Source organism: Thermococcus paralvinellae, assembly GCF_000517445.1.
In the GTDB taxonomy this organism is placed as follows: domain Archaea; phylum Methanobacteriota_B; class Thermococci; order Thermococcales; family Thermococcaceae; genus Thermococcus_B; species Thermococcus_B paralvinellae.
In genome coordinates this window covers 345,010-363,362 of the sequence record NZ_CP006965.1, presented here as the reverse complement: position 1 = coordinate 363,362, position 18,353 = coordinate 345,010, and the positions used below count along the sequence as shown (strand labels likewise).

Below are 18,353 nucleotides of genomic sequence, written 5' to 3'. Positions count from 1 at the left end.
AAAATGATTTGATATATTCTCATGTGAGGTGGAAGTATGGAAAACAATGAAAATGGTGTTATAAAGAAGAGCGAAACATCTCTGGGACTTGAAGAAAACGTTGAGGCTGCTTTAGCATATGTGCTTGGGTTCTTAACTGGGATAATATTCCTGTTGTTAGAAAAAGAGAGCGAATTTGTCCGATTCCATGCAATGCAGTCAACAATAACATTCCTAGGGATTTTTATAATACAGAGAATCTTGGCATTTATACCATTCCTTGGTGGGATTTTAGCTATGCTTTTGGGCTTAGTTGGTCTTGTCCTATGGATTTTAGGTATAGTTAAAGCATATCAAGGAGAATATTACAAGTTCCCAATTGTTGGGAGCATAGCAGAGAACCAAGTTAAAAGATGAGCAGCTGAGGCAAATTTTTAAAGCCTCTCTTTTTACTTTCCACCATGCTTTCAGAAATAATAAAAGAAATTAAACAATTTGCAAAGAACACAGGACTTTATGAAAAGAAAATACTTCTCATGTTTTCTGGAGGAAAAGACAGCAGTTTAGCTTTATACATTATGAAAAAAGCTGGTTTGGATGTTTCTGCCCTAACCTTCTTTCATAGATGGAGTTGGAGAGAGCCTATGTTGTGGGCAATGGACTTCACTAAAAAGCTTGGAGTTGAACATTATCTTGTTGACATAACAGAAGGACTCCTCAAGAATTCAATTGGAAAGAAAGGTCCAATATGCATACACTGCAAAAAAGTTATGATGAGAAATGCTTACTGGTTCGCAAAAATTAATGGCTTCGAGGTTTTGGCCAAAGGAGACAATGCAAATGACAAAATAATTGGAGCTCTACTTGACCAGTGGAATGGGGATATAAGGTTGAGTGAAATTCCGAGGATTGGAATTCCAATATTTAGACCTCTGATTAGGTACACTGCAGAAGAAGTTGAAAAGCTTGCAGAAGAGGCGGGGATAAAACCTTACAGAATGTATGAATATGGAAGAAGAAGGCAATGGAGAGAGGGATGTCCTCTACAATATATTGACAGATTTGAGATCATCAAACCTGAGTACTTCGATTTGGCTTATGAAGTGAACTACAAAATAAGTAAGCTTGCGAGAAAATATAAAGTCCGGATGAGTGTGAGAGTGCCAAGTCTAGACCTGATGTGTCATGGATGTAATGAGAAAATCCTAAAAGAAGCCGAAGAAATCATTAGGAGGTTCAAAAATGTTGCCACTCGGAAAAATAAGAAGTGAAGTTCTAAATGAACTTATCCTGCATAACCTCAACATTGAAGATCCAAAAGTTGTTATCGGCCCGAGAGAGGGCTTTGATGCCGCGGTTCTTGAATATGACAATGAAAACTATCTTGTCATAGCAACTGATCCAGTTTTAGGAGTCCCAAAGGAGCATTTTGGATTTTTCACATACCATTTCGCAGTGAGTGATGTTGCAGTTTTTGGCGCTGAGCCGAGATGGCTGGTTGTTGACTTATTGTTACCCCCTGGTTCCACTAAAGAAGATCTCGCTCAAATAATGGAGGAACTTAATGAAGAATGCAGAAAATACAGAACAGCTGTAATCGGAGGACACACTGGTGTTTATACCACTATTAAAGAAACAACCGCTACCACAACAGCACTTGGATTTGTGAAGAAAGAAGAGCTGAGATTACCGTTAGCAAAACCCGGTGATGATATAATAATAACGAAGGGCGTTGGGATAGAGTTTGCTGTTGGAGCGGCTTACTTTAAAAAAGAGATGGTTAAAGGAATTCTAACTCCTAGTGCAATAGCTAAGCTTAGAGAGATGTACAAGCTTGAAACTGTCGTCCCTGATGCCCTAGCTGTAAGAAAGCTCGTGAGAGGGATGCATGATGCAACTGAGGGAGGCTTAACAGCCCTTCATGAGATAGCCGACAATTCAAATGTTGGCTTTAGGGTTTATTATGATAGAGTTTACATCCCACCTCTCGTCAAAAAAGTTCTTGAAGCTTTTGATGTGAATCCTTTAACTGTCTCGTCAACCGGAACGCTGATAATAATTTCTCCTAAGGAGAATTCCTCAAGAATAATCAAGGAGCTATCTAACAACAGAATTAAAGCTTTCATCATTGGCAAATTTACAGAAGAAAAAGACAGAGTTTTAGTGAAAAACAGCAAGGAGGAGGAGTTTCCAAGATTTGAAAGCGATGCTTATGCGGAGATTTACTAGTCACTTCACTTTATATCTCAGCAATGCAGCAATTCCTCCCAAGGCTTTCAGCTTTTCACCACCCTCATGCTCTGAGCTGACAATTACTATCTCTCCCCTCATCTGTCTGACAAACTCCATAAGCTGCTCAATCTTTTCTCTCATCTCTCCCTTCAAAAGCTCATCTAAAACGAGTAGAGTCTCAATTGCTCCATAATTCGCTGCTTCTTCGACCTCTTTTATACCATAAGCCACCAATCCATTCTTTGCAATCTCTTCTATGACCTTCTCCACGAGCTGAATTTCCTTTGCGACTCTGTTTTCATGGTAAACTCTGTCAACGGTTCCTCTCCTAATGACCTCATAAATCCCTGTTCTTCCTGTAACACTCGTGTCTTCAATTACAACACGCTTTGCCAACTCCGGATAATTCTCCTGAAGGAACTTGTAAAAATTCTCTTTCACAAAGCCTGGACCAGCAACAATAGCTTTATCAACCTTTTCCCTCTCCATAATTTCAGCAATTGTCTTTGCTAAATCGTGGAAGAACTTCATTTCCTCAGCTTCTCTATTTGTGGTGTATCTCTTTCCTCCGAGGTTGTGTCTTATGTTGGCAATTATATCAACGCCGTATTCCCTCACAAGGGCAATATCAGCCTCACCATCATCCACAACAACAATCATAACTCTCGCTCTCTGAGACGCTTCAACGGCCTGCTTTAATCTTTCCAAGTGGTGAGCTTTCCATTTAGGCTTTTGAATCGTGATAACGCTGTTCTCTTCCACTGCTATTGTGTGATATTTGCCAAGAGGAACTTCCTCTCTTGAGGCATAAATTATTGGACCAGTAACCCTCAATGCATTTGCAAACTTGTGGAAGTTGATTTTTTCAGCTTTAATGCCTAAAAACACCGGAATAGCCTGGACCTTCTCTGGTCTAAGAGAATCACTTCTCTGACTCTGTTTTCTGAGGGTCTTTGCATAAACTACATCCCCTTCCTCAATGATGTGATAGAGATGCCAGAGATCATCGAGAGTTTCAGCTTTAACTTTAATCTTGCCCTCTTTGGGATTCTGGTCAAGTATTTTCATTTTCTCACCTTCCTTTGAGAATTGGAAAAATACTTTTAAATACTGTTGGATGGGAACAAAAGAATAAAGAAAGAAATGCCTGACTCAGATAAGCTCTCTCTCCATCTTTGTGAGCCTCTTTGCTCCATCCTTCGTTATAACAACTGTATCCTCAATTCTGACGCCACCAAGCTTTGGAATGTAAATTCCTGGCTCAATCGTTATGACCATTCCTTCCTTGAGAACAGTCTCATCGTACTGGCTTATTCTCGGAGGTTCATGAATTTCCAAGCCAACTCCGTGACCAAGGCTGTGGATAAAGTAATCTCCATAACCATATTCCGCTATGATGTTCCTTGCTATGCTGTCGAGTTCTTTCGCAGTCATTCCTGGCTTAGCTTTTTCAACAGCTGTATTTTGAGCCTCAAGAACTATCTCATAAATCTCCTTCTGCTTCTCATTGGGCTTTCCAACAACTATAGTTCTGGTAATGTCAGAGTTGTAGTGCCTGTAAAGTGCACCTAAGTCTATGACAACCAAATCTCCTCTCTCAATCCTCTTATCGCTTGCAACCCCATGAGGGAGAGCTGACCTATAACCGCTGGCAATGATTGTATCAAAGGCTGGCTTTTCAGCACCGTTCATCTTCATAACATACTCAACTTTTGCTGCTATTTCCCTTTCTCTCTTCCCTTCGCTGATTTCCTCAATAGCCGCCATAACAGCCATGTCAGCTAATTCACATGCACTTTTAATTATCTCGATTTCTTCTTCGGTTTTTACTATTCTGAGGTCTTTTACAATCTCATCAATGCTCTTAAATTCCTTTATCTCAGCTTTTTCTTTAAGTGCATTCATGAAAGAAAAGCTTGTTGAACCTTCAATTCCCAAAACACTGTAAGGTTTGAGCTTTTCATAAAGTTCTGGCAGTCTCTTAAACTTTTCAACTGGTAGTTCAGTTTCTTCCTTTGTTGCTTCATATTCAAGTTCGGGAACATAAATTATAGCCTCATCGGGAGTAACAACCAGATATCCTCCAGCTAACGGAGAAGCTCCAGAAAAGTAGAACAGATTTTCACGTTTAGAGATGAGCGCTGCATCAATTGAGCTCTCGTTTATAAACTTCTGAAGCTTCTTTATTCTTTCCATTTTCATGATCACCACCAAAGCTGAATAGTTAGGAAAGAATAAAACCCTTTCCATCAATAAATTTAAAAGCTCTCTTCAATAGGCATTAACGGTGAGAGCGATGAAGGGGATAGTGTTAAGCTACATGAGGAGTAAGGAAAATCAGCACAACCACCACATGATTATCAAGCCTCTCGGAATTGAGAGCAGAGAAGAGGCAGCAAAGCTCATAGGAAAGAAAGTCATTTGGAAGAGCCCAAGCGGAAAAATCATCGCAGGAAAGATTGTCAAGCCACACGGAGTTAGAGGCGAAGTTAAAGTAAGGTTTGAAAAAGGTTTACCCGGGCAGGCCCTTGGAGATTACGTTGAAATTCTCTGATTTCTTTTCTTCTCAACCTAAGCTTTTTGTAAGTAAAATTGGTGGTACCATGGAGCTAATAGAAATAAGTGAAGGAAAAGCAAGGGTTCTTGTTCCAAAAGCTGAGCGTATTTATGATGCTCCAGTTTTTTACAACCCTGTGATGGCTCTGAATAGGGATTTGAGCGTCCTTCTCCTCAAGGTTATTGAAGCGAAGAGAGTTTTAGATGCTTTAAGTGCCACAGGGATTAGGGGAATTAGGTATGCTTTAGAGACACCAGCAACTGAAGTTTGGATGAACGACATAAATCCAGATGCCTTTGAGCTGATAATTAAAAATCTAGGGCTCAACTTCTCCGGTAAAATTGAGATACATGAGAAGAAAGCAATTTTAAAAGGAAACAAGGTTTTAGTCGCAACAAACTTAGATGCCAACAGATTGATGAATGAACAGTTTAGGTATTTTGACTTCATTGACTTGGATCCCTTTGGTTCTCCAATGGAGTTCTTAGACTCTGCTTTGAGAAGTGTAAAGCGGAAAGGAGTTTTGGCAATTACTGCAACAGATACAGCACCCCTCTGCGGCGCTCATCCAAAAGCATGTCTAAGAAAATACAATGCAGTGCCAATAAGAGGCGAGCTCTGCCATGAAGCGGGGCTGAGGATTTTAATAGGAACTGTTGCGAGATATGTTGCAAAGTATGACATGGGCTTCGAAGTTCTCTTTGCGTACTACAAAGACCACTACTTTAGGACGTTCATAAGGGTCAAAGATGGAGCAAAGAAAGGAGATGAGACTTTAGAACAGCTCGGCTATCTGTATTTTGATAAAAGGAATGGAAAATTCGAGATTGAGAGGAGCTTTTTGCCGAGTAAACCTAAAGCTTATGGACCTTTGTGGCTTGGGGAGCTTAAGAATCAAGAAATTGTTGAAAAGATGCATAAGCTAGCAGAGAAGGAGGAAATTGCAGAGAAAAAGAGAGTGCTGAAATTTTTGGGCATCATCAAAGAAGAGCTTGATGTCCCATTCTTCTACGACACCCATGCATTAGCGAGGAGAAACAACCTTGAGGCGAGAAAAGTTGCTAAAATCATAGAGATTCTTGAAGAAAAAGGGTACAAAGCAACGAGAACCCACTTCTCACCAACGGCTCTAAAGACTGATGCCCCTTTTGAGGAAGTACTTGAAGCTTTAAAATCACTACAGTAACCTTAATTAACTCTTTTGTTCAGCTTTTTAGGGGATGAAAAATGGATGAGATGATAAGAGCGGCTCTTCAGTTTTATGAAGATGAGTACTCGGATTCAGTTCTTTATGCTCAGCTTGCTAAAATTGAAAAAGATGAGACTTTAAAGAAGGAATTTCTGAGGCTTTCAAATATTGAATCAAAGCACGCAAAGTTCTGGCACGACTTTTTAGCAAGAAGAGGAGTCAAAACACCAAGAGTAAAAATCAGCAAGTTCAATCTTTACAGCACAAAGCTTTTACGAAAGCTTCTAGGTCCAGGAGCTGTTGCTTCGCTCTTGGAAATGGGAGAAAACAGCGCAATCCAGAAATACTTCAAATTCCTAACGACATACAGCGATAAATTTGATGAAAATGAGAAGAGAGAGCTCAGCGGGGTCATTTTAGACGAGCTAGAGCATGAGAAGTTCTTCTACGAAAGCAAGCAGAGGTTCCATGTGGAGAACCTTAGAGACTTTGTTTTAGGAATGAACGATGGATTAGTTGAGATTTTGGGTGCGGTTACTGGATTGTCGGCAGTTTACGTTTACAATCCAAAACTTGTCGGAATCAGCGGACTTATTGTTGGTGTTGCTGGAGCTTTATCAATGGCAATTGGAACTTTCATATCCGTTCGCTCACAGAGGCAGGTGAATGAGAGTATTAGACAGAGAATGGAGGTTTTGTTTAGGGTTTCTCCAGATAGAGCAAAAGATGAGCTATTAAACAAGCTCTTAGAGAGCGGAATGCCCGAAGATGTTGCAAAAGAAGTTGCTGAAAAGTTGTCCTCAAATCATGACTCAATAATCAGACTGCTTGTTCACGAAGAAGACGAGAACGAAGTGAGAGCAGCGTTATACACTGGAATTTCCTACCTCATTGGCGTAGCGTTTCCGGTTACGCCTTATTTCTTTGCGTCCTCCTCTCTAGTTGCATTGCCATTCTCTGTATTGTTAGCAGGAACAGCATTGGCAATTGTTGCGACCTTCATATCAGTACTCTCAGGGATCTCAATAAGGAAGAAGGTTATGGAGATGGTTACAACTGGTTTAGGTGCAGCATTCGTGAGCTATTTCTTCGGTCGTCTGATGGAAGCTTTATTCCATGTCTCGGCGCTTTGATCTCAAACTTTTATGTATTTCCACTTTCCTCTCTTAAACACCCACCAGAAAAGGCCGGCAGTTGTGAATGTCTCCAAACTCATTGCAATCCAAGCAGCGATAACTCCGAGACCCTCAAAGTGGAATGAACCAATTGTAAATCCAAATCCCAAAAGATAAGCCGGGAGAATTCTAAAGAGCAACTTGCTCACTGCAGTTACATACATGGGGCTCTTTGTGTCTCCTGCACCCCTTAAAGCTCCGCTGAGAACGAAGAGCCAGCCTAAAGGGATTTCACTTATACCTACTATCATGAGGTAAATTGTAGCCAAGTGAATGACTTGCCAATAATTGGGGTCGCTTTTTGTTATGAAGGGCATGACAAGATATTTCGGAAAAGCAATCAAAACCACAGCCATGACGCTCATAAAAGCAGTTACCATCTTTAACGACTCGTATACAACCTTCTCAGCTTTCTCTGGATTCCCTTCACCTAAGCTCTGCCCAACCAAAGCTGATGTGGCAACATTAAAGCCAAAAGCTGGCATATAAGCTATGCTCTCAACTCTCAAACCGACCTGATGAGCAGCTAAAGCTATCGTTCCAAATCTTGTAACGATGCTTATGTAGATGAAGTTGTAAACGCTGAAGATAATCCTCTCAATAGTTGCTGGAATTCCAATTCTAAGGATTCTCTTAATCATGCCGATATCAAATCTAAACCTCGGTTTAAGCTTTAAAACAAGCCTGTCGCTTAGAAAGAGGAATAAACCTACAGTAAATGCGACTGCAATTGAAAGCCCAGAGGCTAATGCAGCTCCCTTGACCTCTAACCTCGGGAAGCCGAATTTTCCAAAAATTAAGAGATAGTTCAGAATAACGTTAAGGGCATTCATTAAAAGACTTAACTTCATCGGTGTTTTTGTATCACCAGCTCCTCTCAAAGCCGAAAAAGCTGCAAAACCCATGAAATTAATAGGGTAAAACAAGAAGTATATCCTGATATATTGGTAACCAAGCCTAACTACTTCTTCACTAGCACCCATTATTCTAAGTGCATCATCCCCAAAGAATAAACCGATCATCATAACTGGTATCCCCATGAGAAAAGCCAAATAAATTCCCTGCTCTAAAGTCAAATTTGCCATCTCAAAGTCCCTTGCACCAATAAAGCGAGCAACTAAAGCTAAAACACCGGCGGAAACAGCAAACATTAGTGGCATCATGAACCATGAAAACTGCCCACCTAGACCAACACTCGCAATTGCCAGAGAACCCAGCTGCCCGACCATTATCATGTCAACTAAGTTGACTAGAGTCTGGGAGATGTTCGCCAGTATTGCTGGCCATGCAAGCTCCCACAGCTTCTTCCTTAATTCGCCGTCCATAGTGATCACTCAGATGAATGTCTAAGCGATAAAAGGAGAATAGAAGTTAAAAATCTTGCGATAAGAAGAGCTTTTCAAGGTTGAACACTTTGAGACCAAATCGGTTTAACATTTCTTCAACTTGCTTTTTTGTGAGTCTATAATCATAAATAAATCCTCCAAAGCTTTCTCTTACAAGCTCCTCTTCAAAACCCATAAACTCAACCATAAGGTTTACTGCTTGCTCTTTTCGTTTCTCTAAGTTTTCAGTGTTGTCCTTAAACTTTTCAAAAAACTCATCGAAAAGAGCCCTGTTAACATTTAAAAAGCTCAAATTAACTCCCAAAGCGCAGCAGGGATATTTTCCAAAATAATCAGAGTAATGATAGACATTGAAGCCCTTCCTTTTAAGCAGGCTGAGATATGGCTCCCAAATACTTAATCCATCAATTTCTCCTCTAAGGAAGGACTCCACAGCAGTCTCAGGGTTCTTAAAATACGTTACTTTGATATTCTCCAAGCCTCTTCTCTCAAGGAACAGCTTTAGCATAGTTTCCATTGTAGAGAGCTCAGAAGAAGCAATCGTCCTTCCTTCCTTGAGTTCTCCTCTCATAACAAGTCCACTGCCTGCAAATCCACAGCCAGAAACAATTTTAATGCTTTTCATTAACAAAGCATAGAGGATTTGAGTAATTAACGGCGAGCACGCTAAATCGACCTTCCCTATTGCCAGAGCATTCGTAAGCTCAAGGGCTGAGTTGTAAACTAAGACCCGAACATTATACTTTTCTTTTAAATCATGAGCTGTCAAAAGAGCATGAGGATATTCAACAGCCCTCAGAAGCCCAAGTCTAAGGGTGTTCTCAACAGGAAAAGGCGCCTCATCAATAATCCATATTCTGTATGCTTTTTTACCAACACTCTTTTTCACAATAAGATTCTCTTTTTCAAGGCTTTCTAAAGCCTCGGCAATTGTTGAGCGGGAATAACCTAAGTTATACAGCTCACTCTGTAAAGCACCATCATGACCCTTCGACTTTAAATAGCTCAAAATATCATCTTTTGCGCTCATAATTTAGAATTCAAAGCAAGGATTTATAGAGTTATCCCTAGCAAATTAATTTAATGCAGAAAAGGCAAAATAAAAAAGAAATCAGTGAACGTTCTTAGCTTTCTTCCATTTCTTTGACCAGCTGTACTTCCTTAATCTTCTGCTCCTTCCAAAGCCACAGGCTGCACAGTATCTCTTTCTAACGTTGTAGGCTTTTCTCCCACATCTTCTGCACTTTATATGAGTTGGTGTGCGGTTCCTTTTTCCATGAGGTGCTGTTCCGCTTCCCACCGAGAATCACCTCACTCAGTTTCTACTGGTGAAATAGCCAACACATTGTCTCCTCTAATTACAATCTTACCATACTTCTTTGTTACCTCACCGCCCTCAATAAGCTGGGCATCTGCAAGGACAACATTTAGGTGAATGTCATAACCGATAAGCTTGCCTCTAAACTCGAATCCCTTCTTAAGGATGACCAAAACATCCTTGTCCAGTGACCTGTGTATAACATCAAGTGGTCTTTCCGCCATTTCTCTTCCCTCCCAAATAATCAAAGCTGAAGCTCACATTCATAACGGAAAAATTGGTTTATAACTCTTTCGTATCATAGTCCTAAAATGTTTTGTCAGGCACCAACTTTGGTAAAATGTCAAAAAACATTCCACAAAGTTTTTAGGATTTTGGGCCATCACACCTTAAGGTGGTGAGGCATGAAGATAGATAAGTATGAAATCCTTTCAGATTTGATGAGGAGAAGAGGCTTTGCATGGGGGAGCTTTGAGATTTATGGTGGAGCGAGAGGTTTCTACGATTACGGTCCTCTTGGAGCAACAATAAAGAGAAAGATTGAGCGTAAAATCAGAGAAGCCTTTCAGAGAGAGGGATTCTTTGAACTTGAAACTCCCGATATAACCCCTGAGGAAGTTTTCATAGCCTCAGGACACGTTGAAAAATTCGTTGATCCTCTAGTTGAGTGTACCAAGTGCCACGCAAGATACAGGGCAGACCATCTCATCGAGGAGAACTTGGACATTGATGTCGAAGGCTTGAGTGCTGAGGAGCTTACCAAGATAATAAGAGAAAACGGCATAAAATGTCCCCAGTGTGGTGGAGAATTGAGCGATGTGTGGTATTTTAACTTAATGTTTGAGACCTATATCGGCCCTTACAAGGACAAGAAAGGTTATTTAAGACCGGAAACTGCCCAAGGAATTTTCGTGAACTTTAAGAGGCTCAATGCTTTTGCAAGAAATAAGCTTCCATTTGGTGTGTTTCAGATTGGAAAGGCTTATAGAAATGAAATTTCACCAAGACAAGGGATGATTAGACTTAGGGAGTTCACCCAAGCTGAGGTTGAAATATTCTTCAACCCAAAAGAAACCGAGCATCCACACTTTGATGAAGTCAAAGACGAGGTTGTAAGGCTCTATCCCATTGAACACCAGCTCAAGAACTTAGGGATGATTGAGATAACACTTGAAGAGGCTGTTAAGAAAGGCTATGTCATGAACACATTTTTTGCCTATTACATGGCTATGGTGAAAAGAATTCTTCTCGACATAGGCATTCCAGAAAAGGCAATACGATTTAGACAACAACTCCCAGAGGAAAGAGCACATTATTCAAGCGACACATGGGACGTTGAAATTTACAGCGAAAGATTTGGATGGATTGAGTGTGTTGGGATTGCTTACAGAGGAGATTACGACTTAAGCAGACACATGAAGATGAGCGGTGCCGATTTGACAGTTATGATTCACTACGATGAGCCAAAGATCGTGAAAAGGCTCAAAGTGAGCCTAGATATGAAGAGAGTAGGTCCAAAGCTCAAGAAAGATGCAAAAAGAATCAATGACAAGCTCAAAGAGATGAGCGAGGAAGAGCTTAGAAAGCTTGTTGAAGAACTTGAAGAGAAAGGTAAAGTCAGCATTGAGGGTTATGAGCTTGAAAAAGAGGACTTCATAATCAAGGAAGTTGAAGAAAAGATAACCGGTGAAAAAATTGTTCCTCACGTCTTAGAGCCAAGTTTCGGTATTGACAGACCATTCTATCTCCTTCTTGAGAACTCACTGACGGTTGATGAAGATGGAAGAGTTTATCTCAAGATAAAGAAGGACATGGCCCCAATAGAGGTCGCGGTTCTGCCATTAGTTGCAAAGGAGCCACTAACAACGATAGCCTACAACGTCTTTAGAACACTACAGAAGGCCGGATTCATAGCAGTTTACGATGAGAAAGATACGATAGGGAGGAGATACGCAAGATATGACGAAATTGGAACTCCATACTGTGTGACCATTGACAACCAAACAGTGGAGGACAACACCGTAACAATCAGAGACAGAGATACGAGGGAGCAAATTAGGGTTAAGATTGATGAATTACCAAAGAAGCTGAAGGAGCTTATCTTTGGCTCCTCCTGACTTTTCTCCAGATTATTCTTGCCGCAGTGAAAAGGACAACACCACTCAGGAAGCCAGAGAGATAAATTAATCCTGCATCCATCTTTACTCGCCATGCTTTTATTAAGCTTCAATAGTTTTGTGCATGGCTGAGGTTTTTAAACCTAAAATGCTACTAAAACTATCATGAACCAAAAGATCCACCTCATCTACAAGCGCATTCCAAACAGAGTTCTTGAGAGATACGATGAACTCATAGCAGACTTAGGAAACATCATAGTTGCCAAGTCCAGATTTTATGGAATGCTCGCACTCCTTTATGTAAATGGAGTTAAGGTCATTGAAAACGGCTACACAATGATATACTTCGCTTTTATCGGCAGAAATTACGATGTTTTGAAAGTTTACGATAGAGAGGGGAACTTCAAAGGACTCTACGTGGACGTTTTGGCTTACACAAAGAGATATGGAGACACTTTAGAGATGCTCGACCTATTTTTAGACATATTCATCTTCCCAAACGGCGAAGCTTTCTTGTTAGATGAAGATGAGCTTGAAATGGCCCTCAATTATGGTCTAATTGACAAAGAAACCTTTGATTTCGCCTATAAAATTGCTAATGAAATAATAAATGCTGTGAAAGAAAAGAGATTTCCTCCAAAAATTGTTTGGAAATACGGTCTGGAGGGAAGAGAATGATAAAGCAGACAAAAGAAGGTGTCATTCTCCTCGTCCATATCCAGCCAAATGCAAAAAAGAACAGCATTGAGGGAATTGACAAGTGGAAGGGAAGGATTAAAATAAAAGTTAGTGCTCCTCCAGTTGGCGGTAAAGCTAACAAAGAGTTAATAAAGTTCCTCTCAAAGCTCCTTGGAAAGGAGGTTGTTATACTTAGAGGAGAGACCTCAAGGGAAAAAGACTTGCTAATTAAAGGTGCAACAATAGAGGAGGCAAAAGAAAAGCTGGGGATTTAATCCTCAAGCCATATCTCCAACCTCTGCTTTCCTTTCCCTATGCTTGAGCGCTTCAGCTTTTTGATATGTCCAATCTCCTTAATGTCTTTTACATGGGTTCCACCGCATGGAAGAACTTCAAAGTCCCTGATTTGTGTGAGCCTTTTCTCGCCTTCCCACCAAATCTTAACTTCTCCGCCTTCGTCCACATACTTATTGAAAAGCTCAATAATCTGCTCTTTGTATTTGTTGACATTTTCTGGGTAAAGAATGTCATATCTTCCCTTTTCGACACTCATTCCGCTACCATAAAGCTGCCATTTGTCTTTGCCAAGAACTTCATTCAACACATGATCCAAAAGGTGCATTGCTGTGTGAATGCGCATGAGCTTATAACGGTAGTCCCAGTCTATTCTAAGCTCAACCTCATCTCCTACCTTGAACTTCTCTGGCTCTTCCACAACATGCCAGACATTGTTTTCTTCATCTTTATAAACGTCCAAGACCTGAATCCCGTTTATTGTTCCTCTATCGTGTGGCTGTCCTCCACCTGTTGGATAGAAAATGGTTTGGTCTAAGAGCAGAGCATTGTCCTTTATTCCAACAACTTTTGCTTTTGCTTCTTTCAAATAAGCGTCTTCATAGTAAAGTTTCCTTGTCATGTTAATCACCTGAAGAAAAACTTTACAATATAAGTATAAATGCTTATCGTAACGTTAAAAGCATTAAAAGAAAAAAGAAGTCATCTTCTCCTAATCAAGAAGATTGCTGCTCCTATGAGCACAATTGCACCAACCACGGCTCCTATCTGTTTATAGCTAACTCCCTGAGATGTCTCTGGAAGTGTAAATCTGATGTATGCTCTGCTGACATTTGCAAGGAGTTTTTGGACATCATCTTGATGTGCACCATAGCGAATGAAAACATTTGCCGTTACTGAGATTTTGTTTCCATCAACTAATGTTGTTAGAGTGAACTTATTACCTTTGAGTTCTCTTGTTAAGTTCTGCGGAACTTCTACGATTTTAGCATCTTTTGGAAGAACAAATTCAATCTTTAGAGTTTGATTTATTTCATTCTGAGCTCTGTATCCTATGTCATAAAACATGTATCCTAAAGTTGGGTCAAACGAATATTCATATGTTCCATTCACCTTTTTTGTAAAGTTCTGGACAACATAATTTGCTTCAATGATAAGTGGACCAGTCTCATTAAGCCCCAAAATTTGAACATTTGCTTTATTGACCCTAATCCCTTGGTTTCCAAGTGCTTTTATGTTGTTTTGAAGAATTAAATCCGTAACATTTTGAACCCCCATCGTGTTTATCTGGAGTTTCATAAGCTGGACTTGATCTTTTGGTTCAATATATGTATCCCTTATGAACAAGTTCGTTGTCCCATTTGGCAAAATCTCAGCTCTCAAGTACTGCTCAGAAACTACTTTTTGATACTGCTCCTCCTCTCCCGGTTGAGGAGTTGTGTATCTAACATAGAATGTGCTGTAATCACCAAAGAGTGCTTTAAATCCTTCTGGTTTCAAATAAGGCTCAAGATATATGTCTGAAGTTACAATTATCTTGTTGCCTTCAACCTTTGAACGAACATAGAACTTGCTTTGGTTGTATTCTCTTGTTATGGGCCTTGGATACTCCAAGAGCTTAGCATCCTGGGGGAGCTCAATTATAAAAATGTTGTGAAGTTCAACTTTATACGGCAAGCCAGTGTCCGGGATTGGAGCAGTCCCATATCCCCTAGTTGGATCAACTATTATTTCCCAATATCCATCATATGAATAGTATTTAGCAAACTTCTCTGCAACAGCTGTAAAAACCACTGTTAGGTTGTTATCTTTGTCAAGACCTAAAATCTTTAGGCTCTGATTAGTTGTCTTTATTCCATAATTCGCAAGGCTTGCGATGTATCTTTCAAGTTGCTCTTGCTCGTATTTTTTAATTGCCTCTTCCTTCGTGAGATTAGTTTGATTAAGTATCTGTTCAATCTGCTTCTGTATTTCATCTTTGGGCTCAAGCCATGAAGTTCTTAAGGTTATTTGAGCATCTCCATTGTTCAAGACCTTAATTGTGAACACAAATTCCTCCTTATAAAACGGAACTTCCTGAGCATAAGCCATAGAGATTCCCAAAAGAAGAGTTATTAGCAGCACACCCAACTTTCTCATTCCACATTACCTCCATTATTAGTGTCCTAAGAAGTAGCGTTATGTTGGAGTATTTAACGTTATCCCCTAAACTCTGAGACATAACAGAAAAGTAACAAAAAGAAAGAGAAGATAGTTACTCCCACTTGCTCAGGTCAAGCTCCCCCTCTGTCTTTGCAACGATTGTGGTACCTGCAAGGTCTCCTGTAACATTGACCATTGTTCTACCCATGTCCAAGATAGCGTCAATACCAAGGATCATTGCATAAGCTGCGGCAACACTCGGGTCTGTCAATGGAAGTCCAACGCTCTGAAGAACCATTGCAAGCATTATTGCACCAGCTCCAGGAACACCGGCTGTACCAATTGATGCAAGAACTGCTGTGAGAACTATTGTAAGCTGCTGTCCAAGGGTAAGGTGCTGACCTATTGCAAGGGCAATGAAGAACGTACAAACACCTTGATACAGAGCTGTTCCATCCATATTAATTGTTGCACCGAGTGGAAGTGTGAATGAGTAGATACCCTTGCTTATTCCCATCTCTTCCTCAGCAACTCTCATTGTAACTGGCAAAGTACCGCTTGAACTCCTTGTAACAAATGCAGTAATCATGGCATCTTTGGCCTTCTTGATGAACTTAATTGGATCGAGACCAAAGACCTTGAGAAGCACAAAGTAAACGAGTACTATCTGCAGGATCAGACCAAGGTATACCGCTACAACAACCTTTGCCAACTGACCAACGACTTTGACTCCCTGCTCAGCCATGATGTAAGCTATCAATGCAAAGACACCTATTGGAGCATACTGCATAACACCGCCGACGATCTTGTACATAGCCTCTGCGAGACCGTTTATTGCCTTGAAGAGCGTGTTAGCGCTGTCTTTTACAAACTCGTCCTTACTGTTCATTAAGTATGTTAATGCAATACCAAGAACTATCGCGAAAAATATTGTTGGCAATACTTGACCGTTAGCTAAGGCTCCAAATGGATTCTTTGGAATTATATTAAGCAGAGTTTGCACCATTGATGGTGCTTCTTTTGGCTGGAATTGAGCACTAGTGGCTAATTGTAAACCAAGACCTGGCTTGAAAATTCTTGCCATTATTATACCGAGCATAACGGCAAATGCTGAAGTTAAGAGGTAATAGATAACTATCTTAATTCCAACCCTCCCAAGTCTTGCTGGGCTTATGCTTGCTGCACCGACAACTAGTGAGGCAAAGACTATTGGCATAACTAACATCTTTAACAATCTGACAAAGATGTCACCAAAGGGCTTAATGTACGTCTTGACGGCATCTGCGTATCCCATGTGCCCCATAATCAAACCAAAAACGGCACCAAGAATCAAACCAGCCAAAATCTTTTGAAGCACTGGAATGTCGAGATAAGTTCTCAAAACCCCTTTCTGTGCCATGGCTGTTCACCTCTAATCAAGTACCTCCCCTAATGGGCGGCAATTGACAGTTATGTGCATTTGGTATATTAACTTTTCCATTTGTCTAATGACATTTCGGCAATTGATATATTATATAATGATAGTGATGTAGGTAATAAAGTAAAGACCAAAGACCTAAGAAAATCTAAGGGATACATCGCCATAGTAGATCCTCTCTAAAACTCCATTATTTTGCTTAAGAATTAGCGCACCGTTCTCATCAATATCAATAGCTACCCCAGCTATTTCGCCATCATCTGTGATAATTCTAACTCTTTTGCCGATTATAGCACTATACATTTTCCACCTACCTAGAATTTCCTCATAATTCCCTTTAAGATACTGGAGATACTCTTTATCCAATTTACCAATGAGTTTTTTGAAAACATCTATAAGTGGAACCTCAAATCCAAGAACCTCTCGTATAGATGTAGCAGTATCTTTCAATTCTTTGGGAAGCTCATTGTTGACGTTGATACCCAGACCTAGAATTACATATTCAACACGATTTTCAGAATACTTCCCTTCACTTAAAATTCCACAAATTTTCTTCCCTCCAACAAGAACGTCGTTTGGCCATTTAATCTTACTTTCGATTCCAAATTCAGCTAAAGTCTCAACAACAGCAAGTGCGGAGATAAACACGAGCTTTGTGAGATGCTTTGGATGGACATTGGGCTTTAGAATGATACTCATCCACAAACCGCCTTTTGGAGATGACCACACTCTCAGCTTCCTTCCCTTACCTTTTGTCTGAATGTCTGCAACAATAACTGTACCCTCCTCCTCTTGGGGAGCTATTCCTTTAGCAAATTCATTCGTGGAGTCTACCTCTTGGAGATAGATGATCTTTCTCCCTATGATTTTTGTATTGAGATTTAGCATGAGCCTCACCAAGAAGGTTTTCATCATTTTAGCTAATTTAACTTAACGGCAAAGCTTAAATTTACAGAAATTGTTATATCACTCTAGGTGATTAGTGTGAATGCATTTCAGAATATTGGAATTAAAAGGAGACTCAGGAGATTCTTCAGAAGAGATGGCAGGGCTTTGATATTTGCTATGGATCATGGCTTTGAACACGGGCCAGAGGACTTTAATGAGGTCTGGGAGCATATAAAGCCGAAGATAATCATAAGAAAGGTCGTTAGAGCAGGCATCGATGGCGTTATGATGCTGCCAGGAATCGCAAGAATTGCTGCTGATGAGTTGAAACCAGATACCGGTTTGATGATCAAGCTCACGAGTAAGACAAATTTAAGACCAAAGGAAGATCAGCTTTTGCAGAGCCCCCTCGGCTTTGTTGAAGACGCAATTAAACTTGGAGCCGATGCAGTTGCAGCAACAGTTTACTGGGGCTCACCCTATGAGGATATAATGATGAAACAGTTTGCTGAGGTTGCAAGTATTGCTCATGATTTCGGATTACCTGTTGTTCAGTTCGCTTATCCAAGAGGGCCCTACATCAATGAAAAATACGGCAAAAAGGAGGATTACAGAGTTGTAATGTATGGAGCAAGGGCAGCGGCGGAGATGGGCGCAGACATGATTAAAACTTACTGGACTGGTTCAAAAGAGACGTTTGCCAAAGTTGTTGATGCAGCTGCTGGTGTTCCCGTCCTTTTAAGCGGAGGAGCAAAAGCTAAGAATCCTCTCGAATTCTTGAAAGTTGTCTATGATGTCATTGAAGCCGGTGGAGCTGGAGCAGTCGTTGGCAGAAATATTTTCCAACGTGAAAATCCAGAACCTATGATTAAAGCTTTGCTTAGGGTAATCCACCGCAACGAAGAGCCTGAAGAGGCTGCAAAAGCTGAGGGATTACTCTGATTTTATCTCCTTTACTTTTATCTAATTTTAATCAAAAAAGTGTAAAAAGTTATGGACTAATTCTTAACTTGATAAGAAA

Annotated in this window: 20 protein-coding genes; 10 read left to right on the top strand and 10 right to left on the bottom strand. The window is 40.3% G+C overall.

Annotation, left to right across the window (positions count from 1 at the left end; translation table 11 throughout):
• Window positions 1-36: 36 nt before the first annotated feature.
• From TES1_RS02015 to TES1_RS02005, 3 genes are read left to right on the top strand one after another with little or no spacing between them, the layout of a single operon-like run.
• The gene (locus TES1_RS02015; RefSeq protein WP_051408156.1) at window positions 37-396 is read left to right on the top strand and encodes a DUF4870 domain-containing protein; all 360 of its coding nucleotides are present in this window, start codon (window positions 37-39) and stop codon (window positions 394-396) included.
• A gap of 44 nt (window positions 397-440) precedes the next feature.
• A complete protein-coding gene (locus TES1_RS02010; RefSeq protein WP_042679760.1) occupies window positions 441-1,250 on the top strand; it encodes a 7-cyano-7-deazaguanine synthase in 810 nt (269 codons plus the stop codon).
• Entirely contained in the window at window positions 1,222-2,208 is a 987-nt protein-coding gene (locus tag TES1_RS02005; protein WP_042679759.1) for an AIR synthase family protein, read from the top strand. Before TES1_RS02010 ends, TES1_RS02005 begins: the two co-directional genes overlap by 29 nt.
• Here TES1_RS02005 and TES1_RS02000 read toward each other — a convergent pair whose 3' ends face one another.
• Both TES1_RS02000 and pepQ read right to left on the bottom strand, forming a co-directional pair.
• A complete protein-coding gene (locus tag TES1_RS02000) occupies window positions 2,209-3,279 on the bottom strand; it encodes an mRNA surveillance protein pelota (protein ID WP_042679757.1) in 1,071 nt (356 codons plus the stop codon). It abuts the gene before it with no gap.
• A gap of 84 nt (window positions 3,280-3,363) precedes the next feature.
• Window positions 3,364-4,407 (bottom strand): Xaa-Pro dipeptidase PepQ, encoded by a 1,044-nt coding sequence (gene pepQ / locus TES1_RS01995; RefSeq protein ID WP_394296081.1) that lies wholly within the window; start codon window positions 4,405-4,407, stop codon window positions 3,364-3,366.
• A gap of 100 nt (window positions 4,408-4,507) precedes the next feature.
• On the opposite strand from pepQ, the gene TES1_RS01990 reads away from it, so the two are divergent.
• The 3 genes from TES1_RS01990 to TES1_RS01980 are packed head-to-tail and all read left to right on the top strand — an operon-like array spanning window position 4,508 to window position 7,090.
• The gene (locus tag TES1_RS01990) at window positions 4,508-4,765 is read left to right on the top strand and encodes a 50S ribosomal protein L35ae (protein WP_042679753.1); all 258 of its coding nucleotides are present in this window, start codon (window positions 4,508-4,510) and stop codon (window positions 4,763-4,765) included.
• 49 nt (window positions 4,766-4,814) lie between these two features.
• Window positions 4,815-5,954: a tRNA (guanine(10)-N(2))-dimethyltransferase gene (locus tag TES1_RS01985; protein WP_042679751.1), complete on the top strand. Its 1,140-nt coding sequence runs from the start codon at window positions 4,815-4,817 to the stop codon at window positions 5,952-5,954.
• 41 nt (window positions 5,955-5,995) lie between these two features.
• On the top strand, window positions 5,996-7,090 hold the full coding sequence (locus TES1_RS01980; protein ID WP_042679748.1) for a VIT1/CCC1 transporter family protein: 1,095 nt from the start codon (window positions 5,996-5,998) through the stop codon (window positions 7,088-7,090).
• A 2-nt stretch (window positions 7,091-7,092) separates the two neighbouring features.
• On the opposite strand, the gene TES1_RS01975 is transcribed toward TES1_RS01980, so the two are convergent.
• The 4 genes from TES1_RS01975 to TES1_RS01960 all read right to left on the bottom strand — a co-directional run bounded on the left by TES1_RS01975 (window position 7,093) and on the right by TES1_RS01960 (window position 10,020).
• Window positions 7,093-8,457, bottom strand: a complete 1,365-nt coding sequence (locus TES1_RS01975) for an MATE family efflux transporter (RefSeq protein ID WP_042679746.1) — start codon at window positions 8,455-8,457, stop codon at window positions 7,093-7,095.
• A 46-nt stretch (window positions 8,458-8,503) separates the two neighbouring features.
• A complete protein-coding gene (locus TES1_RS01970; protein ID WP_042679744.1) occupies window positions 8,504-9,508 on the bottom strand; it encodes an ABC transporter substrate-binding protein in 1,005 nt (334 codons plus the stop codon).
• Window positions 9,509-9,589: 81 nt separating this feature from the next.
• Window positions 9,590-9,778: a 50S ribosomal protein L37e gene (locus tag TES1_RS01965; protein WP_013466575.1), complete on the bottom strand. Its 189-nt coding sequence runs from the start codon at window positions 9,776-9,778 to the stop codon at window positions 9,590-9,592.
• Window positions 9,779-9,789: 11 nt separating this feature from the next.
• Window positions 9,790-10,020: an LSm family protein gene (locus tag TES1_RS01960; protein WP_013466574.1), complete on the bottom strand. Its 231-nt coding sequence runs from the start codon at window positions 10,018-10,020 to the stop codon at window positions 9,790-9,792.
• 180 nt (window positions 10,021-10,200) lie between these two features.
• On the opposite strand from TES1_RS01960, the gene glyS reads away from it, so the two are divergent.
• The 3 genes from glyS (at window position 10,201) to TES1_RS01945 (ending at window position 12,866) form a co-directional block, all read left to right on the top strand.
• Entirely contained in the window at window positions 10,201-11,913 is a 1,713-nt protein-coding gene (glyS, locus tag TES1_RS01955; protein WP_042679742.1) for a glycine--tRNA ligase, read from the top strand.
• Between the two features lie 165 nt (window positions 11,914-12,078).
• The gene (locus TES1_RS01950) at window positions 12,079-12,591 is read left to right on the top strand and encodes a DUF402 domain-containing protein (protein ID WP_042679740.1); all 513 of its coding nucleotides are present in this window, start codon (window positions 12,079-12,081) and stop codon (window positions 12,589-12,591) included.
• Entirely contained in the window at window positions 12,588-12,866 is a 279-nt protein-coding gene (locus TES1_RS01945; RefSeq protein ID WP_042679738.1) for a DUF167 family protein, read from the top strand. The genes TES1_RS01950 and TES1_RS01945 overlap by 4 nt, the downstream gene beginning before the upstream one ends.
• Here the strand turns inward: TES1_RS01945 and TES1_RS01940 are convergent.
• From TES1_RS01940 to TES1_RS01925, 4 genes are all read right to left on the bottom strand, one after another.
• On the bottom strand, window positions 12,863-13,507 hold the full coding sequence (locus TES1_RS01940) for an alanyl-tRNA editing protein (protein ID WP_042679735.1): 645 nt from the start codon (window positions 13,505-13,507) through the stop codon (window positions 12,863-12,865). The two genes, TES1_RS01945 and TES1_RS01940, sit on opposite strands and share 4 nt — an antisense overlap.
• A gap of 80 nt (window positions 13,508-13,587) precedes the next feature.
• On the bottom strand, window positions 13,588-15,024 hold the full coding sequence (locus TES1_RS01935; protein WP_042679734.1) for a hypothetical protein: 1,437 nt from the start codon (window positions 15,022-15,024) through the stop codon (window positions 13,588-13,590).
• 115 nt (window positions 15,025-15,139) lie between these two features.
• The gene (locus tag TES1_RS01930) at window positions 15,140-16,426 is read right to left on the bottom strand and encodes a dicarboxylate/amino acid:cation symporter (RefSeq protein ID WP_042679733.1); all 1,287 of its coding nucleotides are present in this window, start codon (window positions 16,424-16,426) and stop codon (window positions 15,140-15,142) included.
• Window positions 16,427-16,582: 156 nt separating this feature from the next.
• Entirely contained in the window at window positions 16,583-17,332 is a 750-nt protein-coding gene (locus TES1_RS01925) for a biotin--[acetyl-CoA-carboxylase] ligase (protein WP_042679730.1), read from the bottom strand.
• 96 nt (window positions 17,333-17,428) lie between these two features.
• Between TES1_RS01925 and fba the strand changes: the two genes are divergently transcribed.
• Window positions 17,429-18,274, top strand: coding sequence for a class I fructose-bisphosphate aldolase (fba, locus tag TES1_RS01920; protein WP_042679728.1), 846 nt, complete (start codon window positions 17,429-17,431; stop codon window positions 18,272-18,274).
• Window positions 18,275-18,353: the final 79 nt, after the last annotated feature.